This is a genomic window from Sphingobium sp. TomMM7A, from assembly GCF_055397305.1.
In genome coordinates this window covers 1895877-1909497 of the sequence record NZ_AP027311.1, presented here as the reverse complement: position 1 = coordinate 1909497, position 13621 = coordinate 1895877, and the positions used below count along the sequence as shown (strand labels likewise).

Annotated in this window: 18 protein-coding genes; 13 read left to right on the top strand and 5 right to left on the bottom strand. The window is 60.5% G+C overall.

All coding sequences use genetic code 11. From position 1 onward, the window contains the following. Nucleotides 1-88 precede the first annotated feature (88 nt). Nucleotides 89-733 carry a glutathione S-transferase family protein gene (locus ACZ5ZH_RS09520; protein WP_464771356.1) on the bottom strand — a complete coding sequence of 215 codons (645 nt, stop codon included), beginning with the start codon at nucleotides 731-733 and terminating at the stop codon, nucleotides 89-91. 548 nt (nucleotides 734-1281) lie between these two features. Between ACZ5ZH_RS09520 and ACZ5ZH_RS09515 the strand changes: the two genes are divergently transcribed. Beyond that, nucleotides 1282-3213 carry a ribonucleoside-diphosphate reductase subunit alpha gene (locus ACZ5ZH_RS09515; RefSeq protein WP_464771355.1) on the top strand — a complete coding sequence of 644 codons (1932 nt, stop codon included), beginning with the start codon at nucleotides 1282-1284 and terminating at the stop codon, nucleotides 3211-3213. 67 nt (nucleotides 3214-3280) lie between these two features. On the opposite strand, the gene ACZ5ZH_RS09510 is transcribed toward ACZ5ZH_RS09515, so the two are convergent. Continuing rightward, nucleotides 3281-3535 (bottom strand): DUF2171 domain-containing protein, encoded by a 255-nt coding sequence (locus ACZ5ZH_RS09510; RefSeq protein WP_449474680.1) that lies wholly within the window; start codon nucleotides 3533-3535, stop codon nucleotides 3281-3283. A 90-nt stretch (nucleotides 3536-3625) separates the two neighbouring features. Between ACZ5ZH_RS09510 and ACZ5ZH_RS09505 the strand changes: the two genes are divergently transcribed. From ACZ5ZH_RS09505 to ACZ5ZH_RS09495, 3 genes are all read left to right on the top strand, one after another. Then, a complete protein-coding gene (locus ACZ5ZH_RS09505) occupies nucleotides 3626-4681 on the top strand; it encodes a ribonucleotide-diphosphate reductase subunit beta (RefSeq protein WP_449474249.1) in 1056 nt (351 codons plus the stop codon). 19 nt (nucleotides 4682-4700) lie between these two features. Continuing rightward, a complete protein-coding gene (locus ACZ5ZH_RS09500; protein ID WP_464771354.1) occupies nucleotides 4701-5774 on the top strand; it encodes a hypothetical protein in 1074 nt (357 codons plus the stop codon). 257 nt (nucleotides 5775-6031) lie between these two features. Beyond that, on the top strand, nucleotides 6032-6607 hold the full coding sequence (locus tag ACZ5ZH_RS09495) for a glycine zipper 2TM domain-containing protein (protein WP_464771353.1): 576 nt from the start codon (nucleotides 6032-6034) through the stop codon (nucleotides 6605-6607). On the opposite strand, the gene ACZ5ZH_RS09490 is transcribed toward ACZ5ZH_RS09495, so the two are convergent. Together ACZ5ZH_RS09490 and ACZ5ZH_RS09485 are read right to left on the bottom strand one after the other, a co-directional pair. Continuing rightward, complete coding sequence (locus tag ACZ5ZH_RS09490) at nucleotides 6604-7044, bottom strand: thermonuclease family protein (protein ID WP_464771352.1); 441 nt, start codon at nucleotides 7042-7044, stop codon at nucleotides 6604-6606. The genes ACZ5ZH_RS09495 and ACZ5ZH_RS09490 overlap by 4 nt on opposite strands. Nucleotides 7045-7323: 279 nt before the next feature. Further along, nucleotides 7324-7641: a hypothetical protein gene (locus ACZ5ZH_RS09485; RefSeq protein ID WP_464771351.1), complete on the bottom strand. Its 318-nt coding sequence runs from the start codon at nucleotides 7639-7641 to the stop codon at nucleotides 7324-7326. A 137-nt stretch (nucleotides 7642-7778) separates the two neighbouring features. Between ACZ5ZH_RS09485 and ACZ5ZH_RS09480 the strand changes: the two genes are divergently transcribed. The 4 genes from ACZ5ZH_RS09480 to ACZ5ZH_RS09465 are packed head-to-tail and all read left to right on the top strand — an operon-like array spanning nucleotide 7779 to nucleotide 9693. Then, nucleotides 7779-8159, top strand: a complete 381-nt coding sequence (locus ACZ5ZH_RS09480; protein ID WP_460988117.1) for a RidA family protein — start codon at nucleotides 7779-7781, stop codon at nucleotides 8157-8159. Nucleotides 8160-8164: 5 nt separating this feature from the next. Beyond that, complete coding sequence (locus ACZ5ZH_RS09475; RefSeq protein ID WP_196224626.1) at nucleotides 8165-8521, top strand: ArsC family reductase; 357 nt, start codon at nucleotides 8165-8167, stop codon at nucleotides 8519-8521. A 51-nt stretch (nucleotides 8522-8572) separates the two neighbouring features. Next, nucleotides 8573-8998 (top strand): RrF2 family transcriptional regulator, encoded by a 426-nt coding sequence (locus ACZ5ZH_RS09470; protein WP_196224625.1) that lies wholly within the window; start codon nucleotides 8573-8575, stop codon nucleotides 8996-8998. A gap of 38 nt (nucleotides 8999-9036) precedes the next feature. Continuing rightward, nucleotides 9037-9693 (top strand): MBL fold metallo-hydrolase, encoded by a 657-nt coding sequence (locus ACZ5ZH_RS09465; RefSeq protein WP_464771350.1) that lies wholly within the window; start codon nucleotides 9037-9039, stop codon nucleotides 9691-9693. Between the two features lie 3 nt (nucleotides 9694-9696). Here the strand turns inward: ACZ5ZH_RS09465 and ACZ5ZH_RS09460 are convergent, their stop codons facing one another. Beyond that, entirely contained in the window at nucleotides 9697-10125 is a 429-nt protein-coding gene (locus tag ACZ5ZH_RS09460) for an MAPEG family protein (protein WP_464771349.1), read from the bottom strand. A gap of 210 nt (nucleotides 10126-10335) precedes the next feature. Here ACZ5ZH_RS09460 and rpmF point away from each other — a divergent pair, with 210 nt between their 5' ends. From rpmF to ACZ5ZH_RS09435, 5 genes are all read left to right on the top strand, one after another. Next, a complete protein-coding gene (gene rpmF / locus ACZ5ZH_RS09455; RefSeq protein WP_081570365.1) occupies nucleotides 10336-10515 on the top strand; it encodes a 50S ribosomal protein L32 in 180 nt (59 codons plus the stop codon). A 65-nt stretch (nucleotides 10516-10580) separates the two neighbouring features. Further along, a complete protein-coding gene (gene plsX / locus ACZ5ZH_RS09450; protein ID WP_449474679.1) occupies nucleotides 10581-11606 on the top strand; it encodes a phosphate acyltransferase PlsX in 1026 nt (341 codons plus the stop codon). Continuing rightward, entirely contained in the window at nucleotides 11603-12571 is a 969-nt protein-coding gene (locus ACZ5ZH_RS09445; protein ID WP_464771348.1) for a beta-ketoacyl-ACP synthase III, read from the top strand. Before plsX ends, ACZ5ZH_RS09445 begins: the two co-directional genes overlap by 4 nt. Nucleotides 12572-12696: 125 nt before the next feature. Continuing rightward, the gene (gene ihfA / locus ACZ5ZH_RS09440; RefSeq protein WP_449474233.1) at nucleotides 12697-12993 is read left to right on the top strand and encodes an integration host factor subunit alpha; all 297 of its coding nucleotides are present in this window, start codon (nucleotides 12697-12699) and stop codon (nucleotides 12991-12993) included. Nucleotides 12994-13074: 81 nt separating this feature from the next. Then, the gene (locus ACZ5ZH_RS09435) at nucleotides 13075-13437 is read left to right on the top strand and encodes a MerR family transcriptional regulator (RefSeq protein ID WP_464771347.1); all 363 of its coding nucleotides are present in this window, start codon (nucleotides 13075-13077) and stop codon (nucleotides 13435-13437) included. Nucleotides 13438-13621: the final 184 nt, after the last annotated feature.

Here is a 13621-nt window from a genome sequence, read left to right as displayed (position 1 = left end):
TCCCTAATTAGCGCCCGGCCCTGCACGGCGGGTCTTCGCAGGCGCGGCTAATAGGGATTGGGCCGAGAGTCCAGATATGCCGCGTCAGCTATCCGTTGGCATAGGGGAACATGTGCCACCAGGGCTCCTTCTCCTCCAACACGCGGGCAAAGCTTGGCCTTGCCTCTAGCCGGTCGAGATAAGCGGCCAGTGCCGGAAAGCCGCCGCGCATCGGTTCCACCTTGTCGGCATAGAAGAGAGCGGGGGCAGCGGCGCAGTCCGCCAGCGTGAAGTCGTCCCCCGCCGCCCATTGCCGCGCCCCGATCCGCTCCTCCAGCATCGCATAGGCCTTGCCCAGCAGGATGCGCGCTTCGCCCACACCATGGGCATCGCACGCATCGTCGGGCCGCAGCCGGTCGGCCACGATCTTCTGCATCGGCGTCATGACATAATTGTCGAACAGCCGATCCATCAGCCGCACCTCCAGTGCTTGGGCGGGATCGGCGGGGATGGGGCGGAAGGGGCCGGGGCACTGCTGCCCCAGATATTCGATGATGATGCTCGCCTCGGCGACCGTCTGGTCCCGCGCCTCGTCGCGCAGCACCGGGAACTTGCCCAACGGCCACAGCGCGAGCCACGCCTCCGCCACGCCGGGCTCCTCCATCATTGCCCGTTCGAACGGCGTGTCATTCTCATAAAGGGCGATCAGCACCTTCCAGCAATAGGAGGAAAGGGGGTGATAATAGAGAATCATCGGCTCTGCCTCTTTGCATGGTCCGGGGGGTAGGATTGTGCCTCTTACCATGGTTTCTGGGCGGTTTCTCGACTGCTCCTCATCCACAGTTGATCCACATCAGCTTGTGGATAAGTTGTGGATGAACCACCATCCTTAGCGGAACAGGGCAGGGGTGCTGACCTGTTCCCGGCAATTTCGGGCCTAAGCGAAAATTATTTTCGTTCTCAAATTGTTTCCCTTGCCTTTTGCAGGACCGTGGGAAGTCGGCGCGTCGCTGCAATGCAGGATGACCGCCATGCCATGCAGATAGCATCTCCTCCGCCGCCCGGAGTCTTCATACCGTCATTTACCCTCTTGCAAGCAGATCAAGCTGTGGCACTATCCCTTGTATCGGGTTAACGGGGGTTACCCAACAGATTGTGATTGCACCGGCCGGACCGTTTTCCGGGCGAGAGGCGTTTTGTCTCATGCGATCCGCTGCTGGCGCACCCCGCTGCCGTTCCGGGCGGCCTTACAAGATGAGGCTTGACCGAATCGAACGAAACAGGAACATTCGGGGGCTCGGAATGGATTTTCGTGACAGCGAACAGACAGGTGCAAGTGACGTGGCGACGGTAATCGACGAAGTGGTGGAAGCAGTGGCGGAAAAGAAGGCTGCGCCAGCCAAGGAAGCCGTGCGTTCTTCATCGTCCATCCAGGCGCGCCGGTTCGACGTGGTCACGGACGAAAGCCGCGATGCGCTGCTCACCGAGTTCGGCAAGGACACGCTGAAGGACCGCTATCTGCTGCCCGGCGAAAATTATCAGGACCTGTTCGCCCGCGTCGCTGCGGCCTATGCCGATGACCAGGCGCATGCCCAGCGCGTCTACGACTATATTTCGCGCCTCTGGTTCATGCCCGCAACCCCCGTCCTGTCGAACGGCGGCACCGGCCGCGGCCTGCCGATCAGCTGCTATCTGAACAGCGTGGATGACAGCCTGGAAGGCATCGTCAACACCTGGAACGAGAATGTGTGGTTGGCCTCGCGCGGCGGCGGCATCGGCACCTATTGGGGTAGCGTGCGCGGCATTGGCGAGCCGGTCGGCCTCAATGGCAAGACCAGCGGCATCATCCCCTTCGTCCGCGTGATGGATTCGCTCACCCTCGCGATCAGCCAGGGCAGTCTGCGCCGCGGGTCTGCCGCCTGCTATCTCGACGTCTCTCATCCGGAGATCGAGGAGTTCCTCGAAATCCGCAAGCCCAGCGGCGACTTCAACCGCAAGGCATTGAACCTCCACCACGGCGTCCTGCTGACCGACGAGTTCATGGAGGCGGTCCGCACCGGCGCTGAGTTCTCGCTCAAATCGCCCAAGGACGGTTCCGTCCGTGGCACGGTCGATGCGCGCAGCTTGTTCCAGAAGCTGGTGGAAACCCGCCTTGCGACGGGCGAGCCCTATATCGTCTTCTCCGACACCGTGAACAGCATGATGCCCAAGCATCATCGCGATCTCGGCCTGAAAGTTTCGACTTCCAATCTTTGTTCAGAAATCACACTGCCGACGGGTCGCGACCATCTCGGCAATGACCGGACGGCGGTTTGCTGCCTTTCGTCCCTGAATCTGGAAACCTGGGACGAATGGAATAAGGACCCCGTCTTTGTTGAGGACGTCATGCGCTTCCTCGACAATGTGCTGCAGGATTATATCGACCGTGCGCCGGACGAAATGGCGCGGGCGAAATATTCGGCGGCGCGTGAACGGTCAGTGGGCCTGGGGGTGATGGGGTTCCACTCCTTCCTCCAGGCCCGTGGCCTTCCCTTCGAAGGGGCGATGGCCAAGAGCTGGAACCTGCGCATCTTCAAGCATATCAGCGAGAAGGTGAACGACGCCTCAATGCAGCTCGCGGTTGAGCGTGGGCCGTGCCCGGACGCCGCCGACATGGGCGTGATGGAGCGGTTCAGCTGCAAGATGGCGATCGCGCCCACCGCGTCGATCAGCATCATCTGCGGCGGCACGTCGGCCTGTATCGAGCCGATCCCGGCGAACATCTACACCCACAAGACGCTGTCCGGCAGCTTCGTGGTGAAGAACCCCTATCTGGAAAAGATCCTGCGCGACAAGGCGAAGGATTCGACCAATGTGTGGAACACGATCCTCGAGCGGGGCGGCAGCGTCCAGCATCTCGACTTCCTGAGCCAGGAAGAAAAGGACACGTTCAAGACCAGCTTCGAAATCGACCAGCGCTGGCTGCTCGAACTCGCGGCGGATCGCACCCCCTTCATCGACCAGGCGCAGTCGCTGAACCTGTTCATTCCGGCGGACGTGGAAAAGTGGGACCTGATGATGCTCCACTTCCGCGCATGGGAACTGGGCATCAAGTCGCTTTACTATCTGCGGTCAAAGTCGGTGCAGCGCGCGGGGTTTGCGGGGGGCGTGGAAGCCGACAACACGATCGACGCACCGAAATTCGAGCTGGCTGGGGGAAGCACAGACTATGACGAATGTCTTGCGTGCCAATGAGTTAATGGGGGGGATGGGCGCGGCGGTGGCAACACTGACCGCGCCCACACATTCAGCCCCGGAGGCTTTACCCCTCGTCCTGTTCTTCTTCAAAGAGGACGGCGTTGGCACCGGTCGCAGACAGCCGCACAGTGCCATCCTCATCAACCCCGGCGATCAGTCCCTGGCTGATATAATGATGATGCCCGGAGTGACTTCCCTGGCCGCTATCCGCCTTGATCAGCTTGATACGATCGCCATCGACGTGATCGACAGTGCCGACATGGACGCCATCAGCGCCGATAACCTCAGCATGTTCCTTGATGCTGGTAAGATCAACCATCATATTGCTCCTGTGCCGGGAATGACAGGGACTGAACGTCCCGCGCCCGCGCAGGTTGCGCTTGTCCATTAATTCGCGGAGCCGACCCCAATGCCCCTTCTTCAAGCCAGCAAGGTCTACAAGCCTTTCGAATATCCCTGGGCCTATGAGTTCTGGAAGCGCCAGCAGCAGCTGCACTGGCTGCCCGAGGAAGTGCCGCTGGGCGAGGATTGCCGCGATTGGGCGCAAAAGCTGTCCGATCACGAACGCAACCTGCTGACCCAGATCTTCCGCTTCTTCACCCAGGCGGACGTGGAAGTGCAGGACTGCTACCACGAAAAATATGGCCGCGTATTCAAGCCGACCGAGGTCAAGATGATGCTGACCGCGTTCAGCAACATGGAAACGGTCCACATCGCCGCCTACAGCCATCTGCTCGACACGATCGGCATGCCCGAAACCGAATATTCGGCCTTCATGCAGTATAAGGAGATGAAGGATAAGCATGACTATCTGAGCCAGTTCGGCGTCGATACGGACGAGGATATCGCCAAGACGCTGGCGATGTTCGGCGGCTTTACCGAAGGGCTTCAGCTCTTCGCTTCCTTCGCCATGCTGATGAACTTCCCGCGCTTCAACAAGATGAAGGGCATGGGCCAGATCGTCACCTGGTCGGTGCGCGACGAAACGCTGCACTGCGAAGGCATCATCAAGCTGTTCCACGCCTTCACCAAAGAGCGCGATTGCCTGACGCCGTCGGTCAAGGACGACATCATGGACATGTGCCAGAAGACGGTGCGGATCGAGGACGCGTTCATCGACCTCGTCTTCGAAATGGGGCCTGTGCCTGGCATGACGCCCAAGGACATCAAGAAATATGTCCGCTACATCGCCGACTGGCGCCTGGGGCAGTTGGGCCTGAAGCCCATCTACATGATCGACGAGCATCCGCTGCCGTGGCTTACTCCGCTGCTGAACGGGGTGGAGCACGCCAACTTCTTCGAAACCCGCGCGACCGAATATTCGAAGGGCGCGACGCGCGGCCAGTGGAACGAGGTTTGGGATGCCTTTGATCGCCGGAAGCAGCTCAAGGCTGGCGATGCGGCCAATGCCGATGAGGTGAGCGATCCGGATATGTTCAAGGCCGCCGGGATCGCTGCGGAGTAAATTAGCTGAGGGTGATTAAATGACGAGTCCAGCGCAGCGCCACACGCGAGTAAAAGCTGCAAACGACAGCCCGAGCCCCATTGTGGAAGAGCTGAATGAAACTCAGCTTGCGTTGAAGCGCGTCCAAGATTTTGAAGTTTCTTCCTTGGTCCGCGAAAATGACCTTGGTAGCAAGTTTGCTTTTAAAGAGGTTGTTGATCCAGCGAACAAAGTAATTGATCTCTTCAAAATGATATCCCTCTCACAGCTTCATTTCTTTCCTGAGCGTCAAAAGACAATTATAAGGGATGAAGCTAATGCTTTTTACAACCTATTGGATCAGTGCCTGAAATTCGACCTTGAGTCCGCTCAGCCTGCTCCTATGGACGCCAAAATGAACTTGGTGAACCAAGTGACAAGCCGGTATCAGTCTATATTTGACCAGCTGTTTCTTTTGATTTCTTTTGCAACTGCTCGGTCTCAAGATTTCTCTCGTCTTGAAAGAGAGGCGAGAGCAGCGTCTCAGTCAGCGCGCGATCAAGCGGAAAGGTTGATGAGCGATCTATCAGAACAGAAGTCGGCCGCCGATTCTATACTGACGGAAGTGCGGGCCATCGCTGCGGAGCAGGGGGTAAGCAAACAAGCAATACACTTCAAAAGTGAAGCAGATAGTCACAAGGATTTGTCAGATACTTGGTTCAAACGGACTGTTTGGCTCTCCATCGGCTTAGCGTTTTACGCTGTAGCATCGTTGTTTTTCCACCGTGTCCCCGGCCTTGATAACTTAGACGGTTATCGTGGTGGCCAGCTAATTATCAGTAAAGTTTTGATATTCGCCGTTATAGCTTACATGCTGTTCCTCTCTGCTAGGAATTTCATGTCTCACAAGCACAATGAGGTTGTGAACCGACATAGGCAGAATGCCTTAGCTACGTTTACTGCCCTCGCCGAAGCTACATCGGATGCGGCAAGCTCAGACATTGTATTAAGTCATGCTGCGGCATGCATTTTTTCTCCTCAAGACACAGGGTATGCTAAGGGCGAGGGAGGCCACTCTGAAGGCGTTCCGAGTCTGCAACTAATACCAAGGATTGGAAACGTCGGCTCGGCTTAACTCGTGGCCGACCGGAGTAATATTTCTATTCCGCTGTCCTACACACTCTCACCCCGCTACATCCTCCAGCGGCTCTTTCACCCTGTAGGAAATTTCGCCGAAAACCGCGCTTTTCCGCGGCCCTGTCGTGTCACCTTTGTCACCCTGACGCGTACCTTGCGCGGGGGTGAACGGCAGGTTTTGTTCCGTTCATGCAACGTCCATCGGCGATCATGTGTTTAGACCTTCAGCCTGATAAACTGGCAAGGAGTAGACCCATGAAGATCAGCCTGAAAGCCGCGCTTTCGGCGCTTTCGCTGGGCGCGATGGCGCTGGGCAGCGTGCCCGCTCTTGCGCAATCCCGTGATTGGCGGGAAAACCGCGAAGACAGGCGCGAAGCCCGCCGAGAGTATCGCGAGGATGTCCAGGACGCGCGCCGTGATTATCGCAGGGATGTGCGGGAAGCCCGCCGCGACTGGCGCGATGATCGCCGCCACGACAATGGCCGTCACAAGGGTCATTGGAAACGTCCCGGTGGGGTCGTCTATAGCTATGACTGGAACCGCCCGGATCGCCGCTATGGCAGCCGCTATCGGCCCGATCGCTATTATCGCAGCGGCTATGAGCCGATCCGCGTGACGCGGGGCACTCGCATCTATCGCGGCTACGACGACCGCTATTATTGCCGCCGTTCGGACGGCACGACCGGCCTGATCGTCGGCGCGGCGCTGGGCGGGTTGCTCGGCGGGCAGCTGGATCGCGGTTATTCGAACACTGCTGGCGTGCTGATCGGAGCGGGTGCGGGCGCTCTGCTCGGCCGCGAGATCGACCGCGGCGGTATCAGCTGCCGCTAACTACGGCACCATGGCTGGCGCGCTCCGGTCCAGGGGCGCGCCAGACCTTCGGCGACCAGCAATGCGCCGATCGACCGGCCCTGTCGCGTCACGATGCGCAGGGTTCGTCCATAGCGATCCCGTTCCCGCTCCACCGGCATAAGTGAAAAGGCGCCCGCATTGAGCAGCGCCAGCAGCCGCTGTGTTGCCCGCATGCCCAGCGCCCCCTCGGCACTGCAACGCGGGCCGTGGGTTTCCGGCGTGTCGATGTCGGCGATGCGGATTTTTGTCCCCTCCATCCAGAATGTATCTCCATCGACCACGCAATCCGGCCCGCCTATGCCGTGGCACAGGCCGAAGCGCGAAGAAGGATTTTCCGCCCGGACAGGCCCCGCCGATCCGATCAGCAGGATATGAAGGGCGAGGAGGGGAGGAAGCAGTTTGCACAGGCGGATCATCCCGCCAGCCTAGGCTGCGTTGCTGGCGGTGCGCGGCGAAGCTGATCCGTTTACCCTCCGTTATGGCGGCTTTGGGCCTTTAGGGCTTCGTGATCTTTATCTGGATCACTCAATTCCGTTCGGGCTGAGCTAGTCGAAGCCCTGTTCTTTCTAGAAAAAAGTACAGCCCTTCGACAGGCTCAGGGCGAACGGTAACAGGGGCAGTGCCGATTTAAGGCGCGACGCTCTAGCGGCTGGAGGCCGGAAGGCGCGGGGAGAGCGCCTTATCCCGCCTCGGCGCTATTCCTCGTCCTCGGTGTTGCCGAGATAGTCTTCCTCATCATCCATCTGCGGTTCGCCCGCGAAGGCGTCATTGTCGATCCGTCCGGAACGGTTCATTTCCTCCATCCGCTCGACCAGGTCGGGCGTGTCTTCGGGAATGATCTGGGCGCGGTTTGGGGTTCCGCCCCGTTCGCTGTCCTCCGACAGGTCGGTGCTGTGCGCGCGGGCGTCGTCGGCGACATCCTGCGCCTGCGATCCCCTGTCCCTCTGCTCGTCATTTTCCTCGATATCGTCGGGAACGCGGTCCTTGTCCGACTGATGCTTTGGCTGGTCCATGGCATGTCTCCTTGCCTGCCCAACCGATCAACCGGGGCGCCCGTTCCATGGCTGTCCAAAAGGCGCTGGACAGGGGAGACGGCAGGGGGCAAGAGCCGCCCGATCCCTTTCATCGCTACCCCTTCGAAGGAAATCCCATGTCCCGCAAACTCATCTCCTCGGGTTCGCCTTTCGAGGCGCAGGTCGGCTATTCGCGCGCCGTGGTTCAGGGCGACTGGTGCTTCGTCGCCGGTACGACCGGCACCGACCCTGAAACCAAGACGATGCCGGAAAGCGTCGTCGATCAGGGCGTCAACGCGCTGAAGGTCATCGGCAAGGCGCTGGAAGATGCAGGCTTTTCCTTCGCCGATGTCGTGCGCGTGACCTATTATATCACTGACCCGGCCTATTGGGATGACCTTGGCAAAGCGACCGCGCCCGTGTTCGGTGAGATTCGTCCGGCCGCAAGCTGCGTCGTCGTCGGCCTTATCAAGCCGGAGATGAAGATCGAGATCGAAGTCACCGCGTTCAAAGGCTGACCCCCATGATTACCATGTATGGCATCAAAAATTGCGACACCATCAAGAAGGCGCGCAATTTCCTGGACAATGAGCGCGTCTCCTACAGCTTCCACGACTATAAGGTTTCCGGCGTGGACAAGGGCAAGCTGGAAGAGTGGGTGATGGAACATGGGTGGGAAACCATCCTCAACCGTTCTGGAACGACCTTCAAGGCGCTGGACGCGGGCGACAAGGCGCATATCGATGCGGAAAAAGCGATCCTGCTGATGAGCACCAACCCGTCGATGATCAAGCGGCCAATCCTGGACGTTGGCGGGCGGACCGTCGTTGGCTTCAAGGCTACCACCTATGAAGAAGCGTTGAGCAAGGTGAAGGCCTGATCGGCCCCGCGGCGACTTGTCAAATGAGGCGCGGGGGCGAATAACGGGAATATGCTTTCGCAGAAGACCCGTTACGCCATCCGCGCTCTCCAGCATCTTGCCGACCGCTACCGCCAAGGCCCCGTGCCGCTGAACGAGATTGCGACGCGGCAGAATATTCCGGCGAAGTTCCTGACGGTCATCCTGTCGGAACTGTCGCGGGAAGGGCTGGTGGCGACGCAGCGGGGGCGGGATGGGGGCTATTGGCTCGCGCTGGCTCCGGTTGATATCAGCTATGGCGATATCGTGCGGCTGACCCGAGGATCGTTGGCGCTGACGCCCTGCGCCAGCCGATTCGCGCATGAGACCTGCACCAACTGTTTGCCCGAATCGGAATGCAGGCTGCATCGCGTGATGCTGCGCGTGCGGGACGAGACAGCGAAGGTGCTGGACGGGATAAGCCTTGCTGAACCGCTGGCGATGGAAGACGCGGGCTAGCTCTTGCGCCCCACGCCCGCCTTCGCCACATCTCCGCCATGACCACGCCTCCGCTAAAAGCCGCCCTGATTCCCGTCACTCCCTTGCAGCAGAATTGCACGCTCTTCTGGTGCACGGCCACCAACCGTGGTGCTTTTGTCGATCCGGGTGGGGACCTCCCGCGGCTGAAGGCCGCTGCGGAGCAGCAGGGCGTGACGATCGAAAAAATATTGGTGACGCACGGCCATATCGACCATTGCGGCGAGGCGGGCACGTTGGCCAAGGAACTCGGCGTTCCGATCGAAGGGCCGCATGAGGCGGATCGCTTCTGGATCAGCCGTCTGGAAGAGGACGGCCGCAATTACGGCGTGAACGGAAAGATCTTCGAGCCTGACCGCTGGCTGGCCGACGGCGATCAGGTGACGGTCGGCGATCTGGTGCTGGACGTCTATCATTGCCCCGGCCACACGCCCGGCCATGTCGTGTTCCATCACGCGCCCAGCAAGCTGGCGATCGTCGGCGACGTGCTGTTCCAGGGATCGATCGGCCGCACGGATTTCCCGATGGGCAATCACCAGCAGCTGATCGACGCCATCACGGGCAAGCTTTGGCCTCTGGGCGGCGACACTGCCTTTGTCCCCGGCCACGGCCCGATGAGCGATTTCGCCCATGAGCGCCGCACCAATCCTTTCGTTGGTGACGCGGTCCTCGGCTAACGGCTAGCGCGCGGCCATGGCTGGTGGTGCAGGCACCGCGCGGGTCGCGTGATAGGCGACATATAGCGCCGCCATTGCCAGCGCCGCCGTCACCACCCAGGTGAGCATCGCGCCGCCTGCCCGCCAGGCGGTGGGGCGGTCGGCGTCCATGCCGATTCCGTGCGATGCGCGCGCTATGACATAGGTCAGCGCGCCTATCCACAGCCACAGCGGCGATCCTATGGCCAGCTCGATCAGGGCGAAGAGGATGAGGATGATCGGCGTATATTCGGCGAAGTTCGCATGCGCCCGTATCCGGCGCGCAAGCAGTTGATCGCCGCCATCGCCATGCAGCACTTTGCCGCCGACGCGAATCCGGACGCAGCGAAATGCGAGCCACAGGTTGAGAAGCGCGCAGGCAGCGGCCAAGGTCAGCGTGATCGGCAACAGCATCGCATGTTTCTCCCTATCCTTACGTTGGCGGTACAATAGGCGGCCATCGTTTCGGGGCAAGGAAGGACTTGCACCCCTGCCAAAAAACGCTATAGGCGCAGGGCTTCGCGATCACCCGGGCCGCATGGGTCTGCGGCGCCTGTGGCGTCGATATTCATCGGATTTCGGCCAGTCGCTTAACCAGATCTAATTATGGAATAAGGTGCCGACATGGCTGTCCCCAAGAGGAAAACTTCCCCGTCCCGTCGCGGCATGCGTCGCAGCCACGACGCGCTGCGCGTTGAAGCGTTCCAGGAATGCTCGAACTGCGGTGAACTCAAGCGCCCGCATAATCTGTGCGACGCCTGCGGCCACTATAACGGCCGCGAAGTCGTTGCCGTCGGGGCCTGACGACACACTCCCTCCTGCAAAGGTGTCCTGAAGTGTCCAGCCAACCGCGAATCGCAATCGACGCGATGGGCGGGGATGAAGGTGTGCGCGTGATGATGGCGGGTGTAGCGCTCGCCCGTCACCGCCACGAAGGGCTACGCTTCACCCTTTTCGGAGACGAGGCGCGGATCAAGGCCGCCCTCGACAATCATCCGAATCTGCGGGCCGCGTCCGAAGTGGTGCACGCCAGCGATGTCGTGTCTGCGGGGGATAAGCCCAGCGCCGCCATCCGCAAGAAGGCCAGCTCCATGAGCATGGCGATCGCTGCGGTGAAGGCTGGCGAGGCGGGCGCTGCGGTCTCGTCGGGTAATACCGGCGCGTTGATGGCGATGGCCAAGCTGGCGCTGCGTACCATGCCGGGGATTGATCGGCCCGCTCTGGCGGCTTTGCTGCCTACGCTCGGCGACAATGACGTGGTCATGCTGGACCTGGGCGCCAATACAGAGTGCGACGCCCGCAACCTGGTGCAGTTTGCTGTGATGGGCGCGGCCTATGCGCGCATCGCTTTCGACCTTGAACGCCCGCGCGTTCGCATCATGAACATCGGCACGGAAGACATGAAGGGCACGGAAGAAATCCGTGACGCTGCCGCGATTCTGCGCGCTGCGACGAGCCTGCCCCTCTCGTTCGATGGCTTTACCGAAGGCGACAAGATCGGGCGCGGCGAGGCCGATGTGATCGTCAGCGACGGTTTTTCCGGCAATGTGGCGCTGAAGACGGCGGAGGGCACGGCCCGATTCGTCACCGACCTGCTGCGCACCGCCTTCACCAGCTCCATCCGGTCCAAGATCGGGTTCCTGATTTCCAAGCCCGCCATGCACCTGCTCAAGCATCACCTGGACCCCAACAACCATAATGGTGCGGTGTTTCTGGGCCTGAACGGTGTCGTGGTGAAAAGTCATGGCAACGCCAATGACAAGGGCGTTGCCAATGCCGTCCATGTCGCTGCGCGGCTGCTGGAAGAAGATATTACGCGGCGTATCGCCGCCGACATGGCGGGCGTCAGCGCGCTTTCGGCCGTGGCGTCCAAACAGGAGCTCGCCGCAAAGTGATTCGCAGGTCCGTTCTTCTGGGTACGGGGTCGGCTCTCCCGGTTCGCGCTGTCAGCAACGCTGAACTGGCGGAGACCGTGGACACGAGCGACGAATGGATCGTCGAACGCACCGGCATCCGCAATCGCCACATCGCGGGCGACGGCGAAACAACCGCAAGCCTTGCGACCGATGCTGCTCGCGCGGCACTGGATGAGGCGGGTCTGGCGGCGCAGGATATCGACCTCATCATTCTGGCGACGGCTACGCCGGACCAGACGTTTCCCGCCAGCGCGACCATTGTTCAGGCAGCGCTCGGCATCAATGATTGCGTGGCGTTCGACGTTGCGGCGGTGTGCTCGGGCTTCCTCTACGCGGTGACGGTGGCGGACAGCATGATCCAGTCTGGCGCCGCGCAAAAGGCGCTGGTGATCGGATCGGAGACGTTCAGCCGCATTCTCGACTGGGAAGATCGGACGACCTGCGTCCTGTTCGGGGACGGCGCGGGGGCGATCGTACTGGGCGCGGAGGAAAGCGCAGACGGCGCGCGCGGCATATTGGCCTCAAAGCTGCATGCTGACGGTCGGCACAACCAGCTTCTCTATGTCGATGGCGGGCCTTCGACGACGAAGACGGTCGGCAAGCTGCGCATGAAGGGGCAGGAAGTCTTCCGCCATGCGGTCGTCAACCTTGCCTCGGTACTGACTGAGGTCATGGAAATAGCAGGCCTCGGCACGGACCAGATTGACTGGCTGATCCCTCATCAGGCGAATGCGCGCATTCTGGACGCCACCGCGCGGAAGCTGAAGCTGTCGCCCGATCGGGTCGTCATGACGGTGGATCGCCACGCCAATACTTCCGCCGCTTCGGTGCCATTGGCGCTTGATCTGGCCATGCGTGACGGCCGGATTAAGTCCGGCGACCTGCTCGTGCTGGAGGCGATGGGCGGGGGCTTTACCTGGGGCGCTTGCGTCCTTCGGGTCTAAGCCAAGGCATCTACCCGGAATTCTTTGACTTTCTTCGGCGAGTCATCTTGCCGAATCACTCAGCTTATCGCACAATTTACCATTGTCGTCGGCATTGACCCGGCGAATGAAGGTGGGGACGTTCGATGACTGGCAATGGCACCCTGACACGCGCAGATCTGGCGGAAAGCGTCAATCGTCATATTGGCCTTTCACGATCCGAGGCCGCCGCGCTTATCGAGTCCATATTGGAACATATGACCTCCGCACTGGAACGCGGGGAAAATGTGAAGATATCGAGCTTTGGCACCTTCGTTCTGCGCGACAAGACCCAGCGCATGGGCCGTAATCCCAAGACAGGCGTTGAGGTGCCCATCGAACCGCGCCGCGTGTTGACCTTCCGCGCCAGCCAGACCATGCGGGACCGCGTTGCCGCATCCTGATAGGTTAGGCCCTAAGGATAGCTGCCAGTTAATCCCGCGCATGGTTGACCTTTGCGTCCTGATAGGTGCAACATCGGACCCATGGAAAAGGCAGAGGGTGCGTTCCTGACGATTAGCGAGCTGTCCGGGGAACTGGGGCTTCCGCAGCATATTCTGCGTTACTGGGAAACGCGTTTTCCCCAACTACGTCCTCTCCAGCGGTCGGGTAATCGCCGTTATTACAGGCCAGCGGACGTGGCGCTGGTCAGGCGCATCAATCAGTTGTTGAATATTGAGGGGTTCACGGTGCGGGGCGCGCAAAAGGCGCTTGCCGATGGGATCGCCGTGGCGAAACCCGCCGCTGTTCCGGCTCCTGCTGTTTCGGCCAAGCCTGAGCGGGGTGCGGATTTGCTGGATCGGCTTCAGGCGATCCGGGCGGCCTTGGCGAAGGCTATTGGGGAGTAAGTTCAGCGCCTCGAGTTTACTTAGTGCTTCCAGCTCTAACTCAGTGCCGCCCTTTAAACCGGTTTGCCCCAAGCTTGTCGAAGGGCTTTACTGCCCCTTAAAAAGAAGAGGGCTTCGACAAGCTCAGCCCGAACGGAGGTGGGGGTCCGGGTTGAACTCACTCTGCGCCAGCAGCGACCTTGGT

Excerpts from the sequence above, each read along its gene's own strand:
- ACZ5ZH_RS09520 (WP_464771356.1), bottom strand. The coding sequence starts at position 733 with ATGATTCTCTATTATCACCCCCTTTCCTCCTATTGCTGGAAGGTGCTG.
- ACZ5ZH_RS09515 (WP_464771355.1), top strand. The coding sequence starts at position 1,282 with ATGGATTTTCGTGACAGCGAACAGACAGGTGCAAGTGACGTGGCGACG.
- ACZ5ZH_RS09510 (WP_449474680.1), bottom strand. The coding sequence starts at position 3,535 with ATGGTTGATCTTACCAGCATCAAGGAACATGCTGAGGTTATCGGCGCT.
- ACZ5ZH_RS09505 (WP_449474249.1), top strand. The coding sequence starts at position 3,626 with ATGCCCCTTCTTCAAGCCAGCAAGGTCTACAAGCCTTTCGAATATCCC.
- ACZ5ZH_RS09500 (WP_464771354.1), top strand. The coding sequence starts at position 4,701 with ATGACGAGTCCAGCGCAGCGCCACACGCGAGTAAAAGCTGCAAACGAC.
- ACZ5ZH_RS09495 (WP_464771353.1), top strand. The coding sequence starts at position 6,032 with ATGAAGATCAGCCTGAAAGCCGCGCTTTCGGCGCTTTCGCTGGGCGCG.
- ACZ5ZH_RS09490 (WP_464771352.1), bottom strand. The coding sequence starts at position 7,044 with ATGATCCGCCTGTGCAAACTGCTTCCTCCCCTCCTCGCCCTTCATATC.
- ACZ5ZH_RS09485 (WP_464771351.1), bottom strand. The coding sequence starts at position 7,641 with ATGGACCAGCCAAAGCATCAGTCGGACAAGGACCGCGTTCCCGACGAT.
- ACZ5ZH_RS09480 (WP_460988117.1), top strand. The coding sequence starts at position 7,779 with ATGTCCCGCAAACTCATCTCCTCGGGTTCGCCTTTCGAGGCGCAGGTC.
- ACZ5ZH_RS09475 (WP_196224626.1), top strand. The coding sequence starts at position 8,165 with ATGATTACCATGTATGGCATCAAAAATTGCGACACCATCAAGAAGGCG.
- ACZ5ZH_RS09470 (WP_196224625.1), top strand. The coding sequence starts at position 8,573 with ATGCTTTCGCAGAAGACCCGTTACGCCATCCGCGCTCTCCAGCATCTT.
- ACZ5ZH_RS09465 (WP_464771350.1), top strand. The coding sequence starts at position 9,037 with ATGACCACGCCTCCGCTAAAAGCCGCCCTGATTCCCGTCACTCCCTTG.
- ACZ5ZH_RS09460 (WP_464771349.1), bottom strand. The coding sequence starts at position 10,125 with ATGCTGTTGCCGATCACGCTGACCTTGGCCGCTGCCTGCGCGCTTCTC.
- rpmF (WP_081570365.1), top strand. The coding sequence starts at position 10,336 with ATGGCTGTCCCCAAGAGGAAAACTTCCCCGTCCCGTCGCGGCATGCGT.
- plsX (WP_449474679.1), top strand. The coding sequence starts at position 10,581 with ATGGGCGGGGATGAAGGTGTGCGCGTGATGATGGCGGGTGTAGCGCTC.
- ihfA (WP_449474233.1), top strand. The coding sequence starts at position 12,697 with ATGACTGGCAATGGCACCCTGACACGCGCAGATCTGGCGGAAAGCGTC.
- ACZ5ZH_RS09435 (WP_464771347.1), top strand. The coding sequence starts at position 13,075 with ATGGAAAAGGCAGAGGGTGCGTTCCTGACGATTAGCGAGCTGTCCGGG.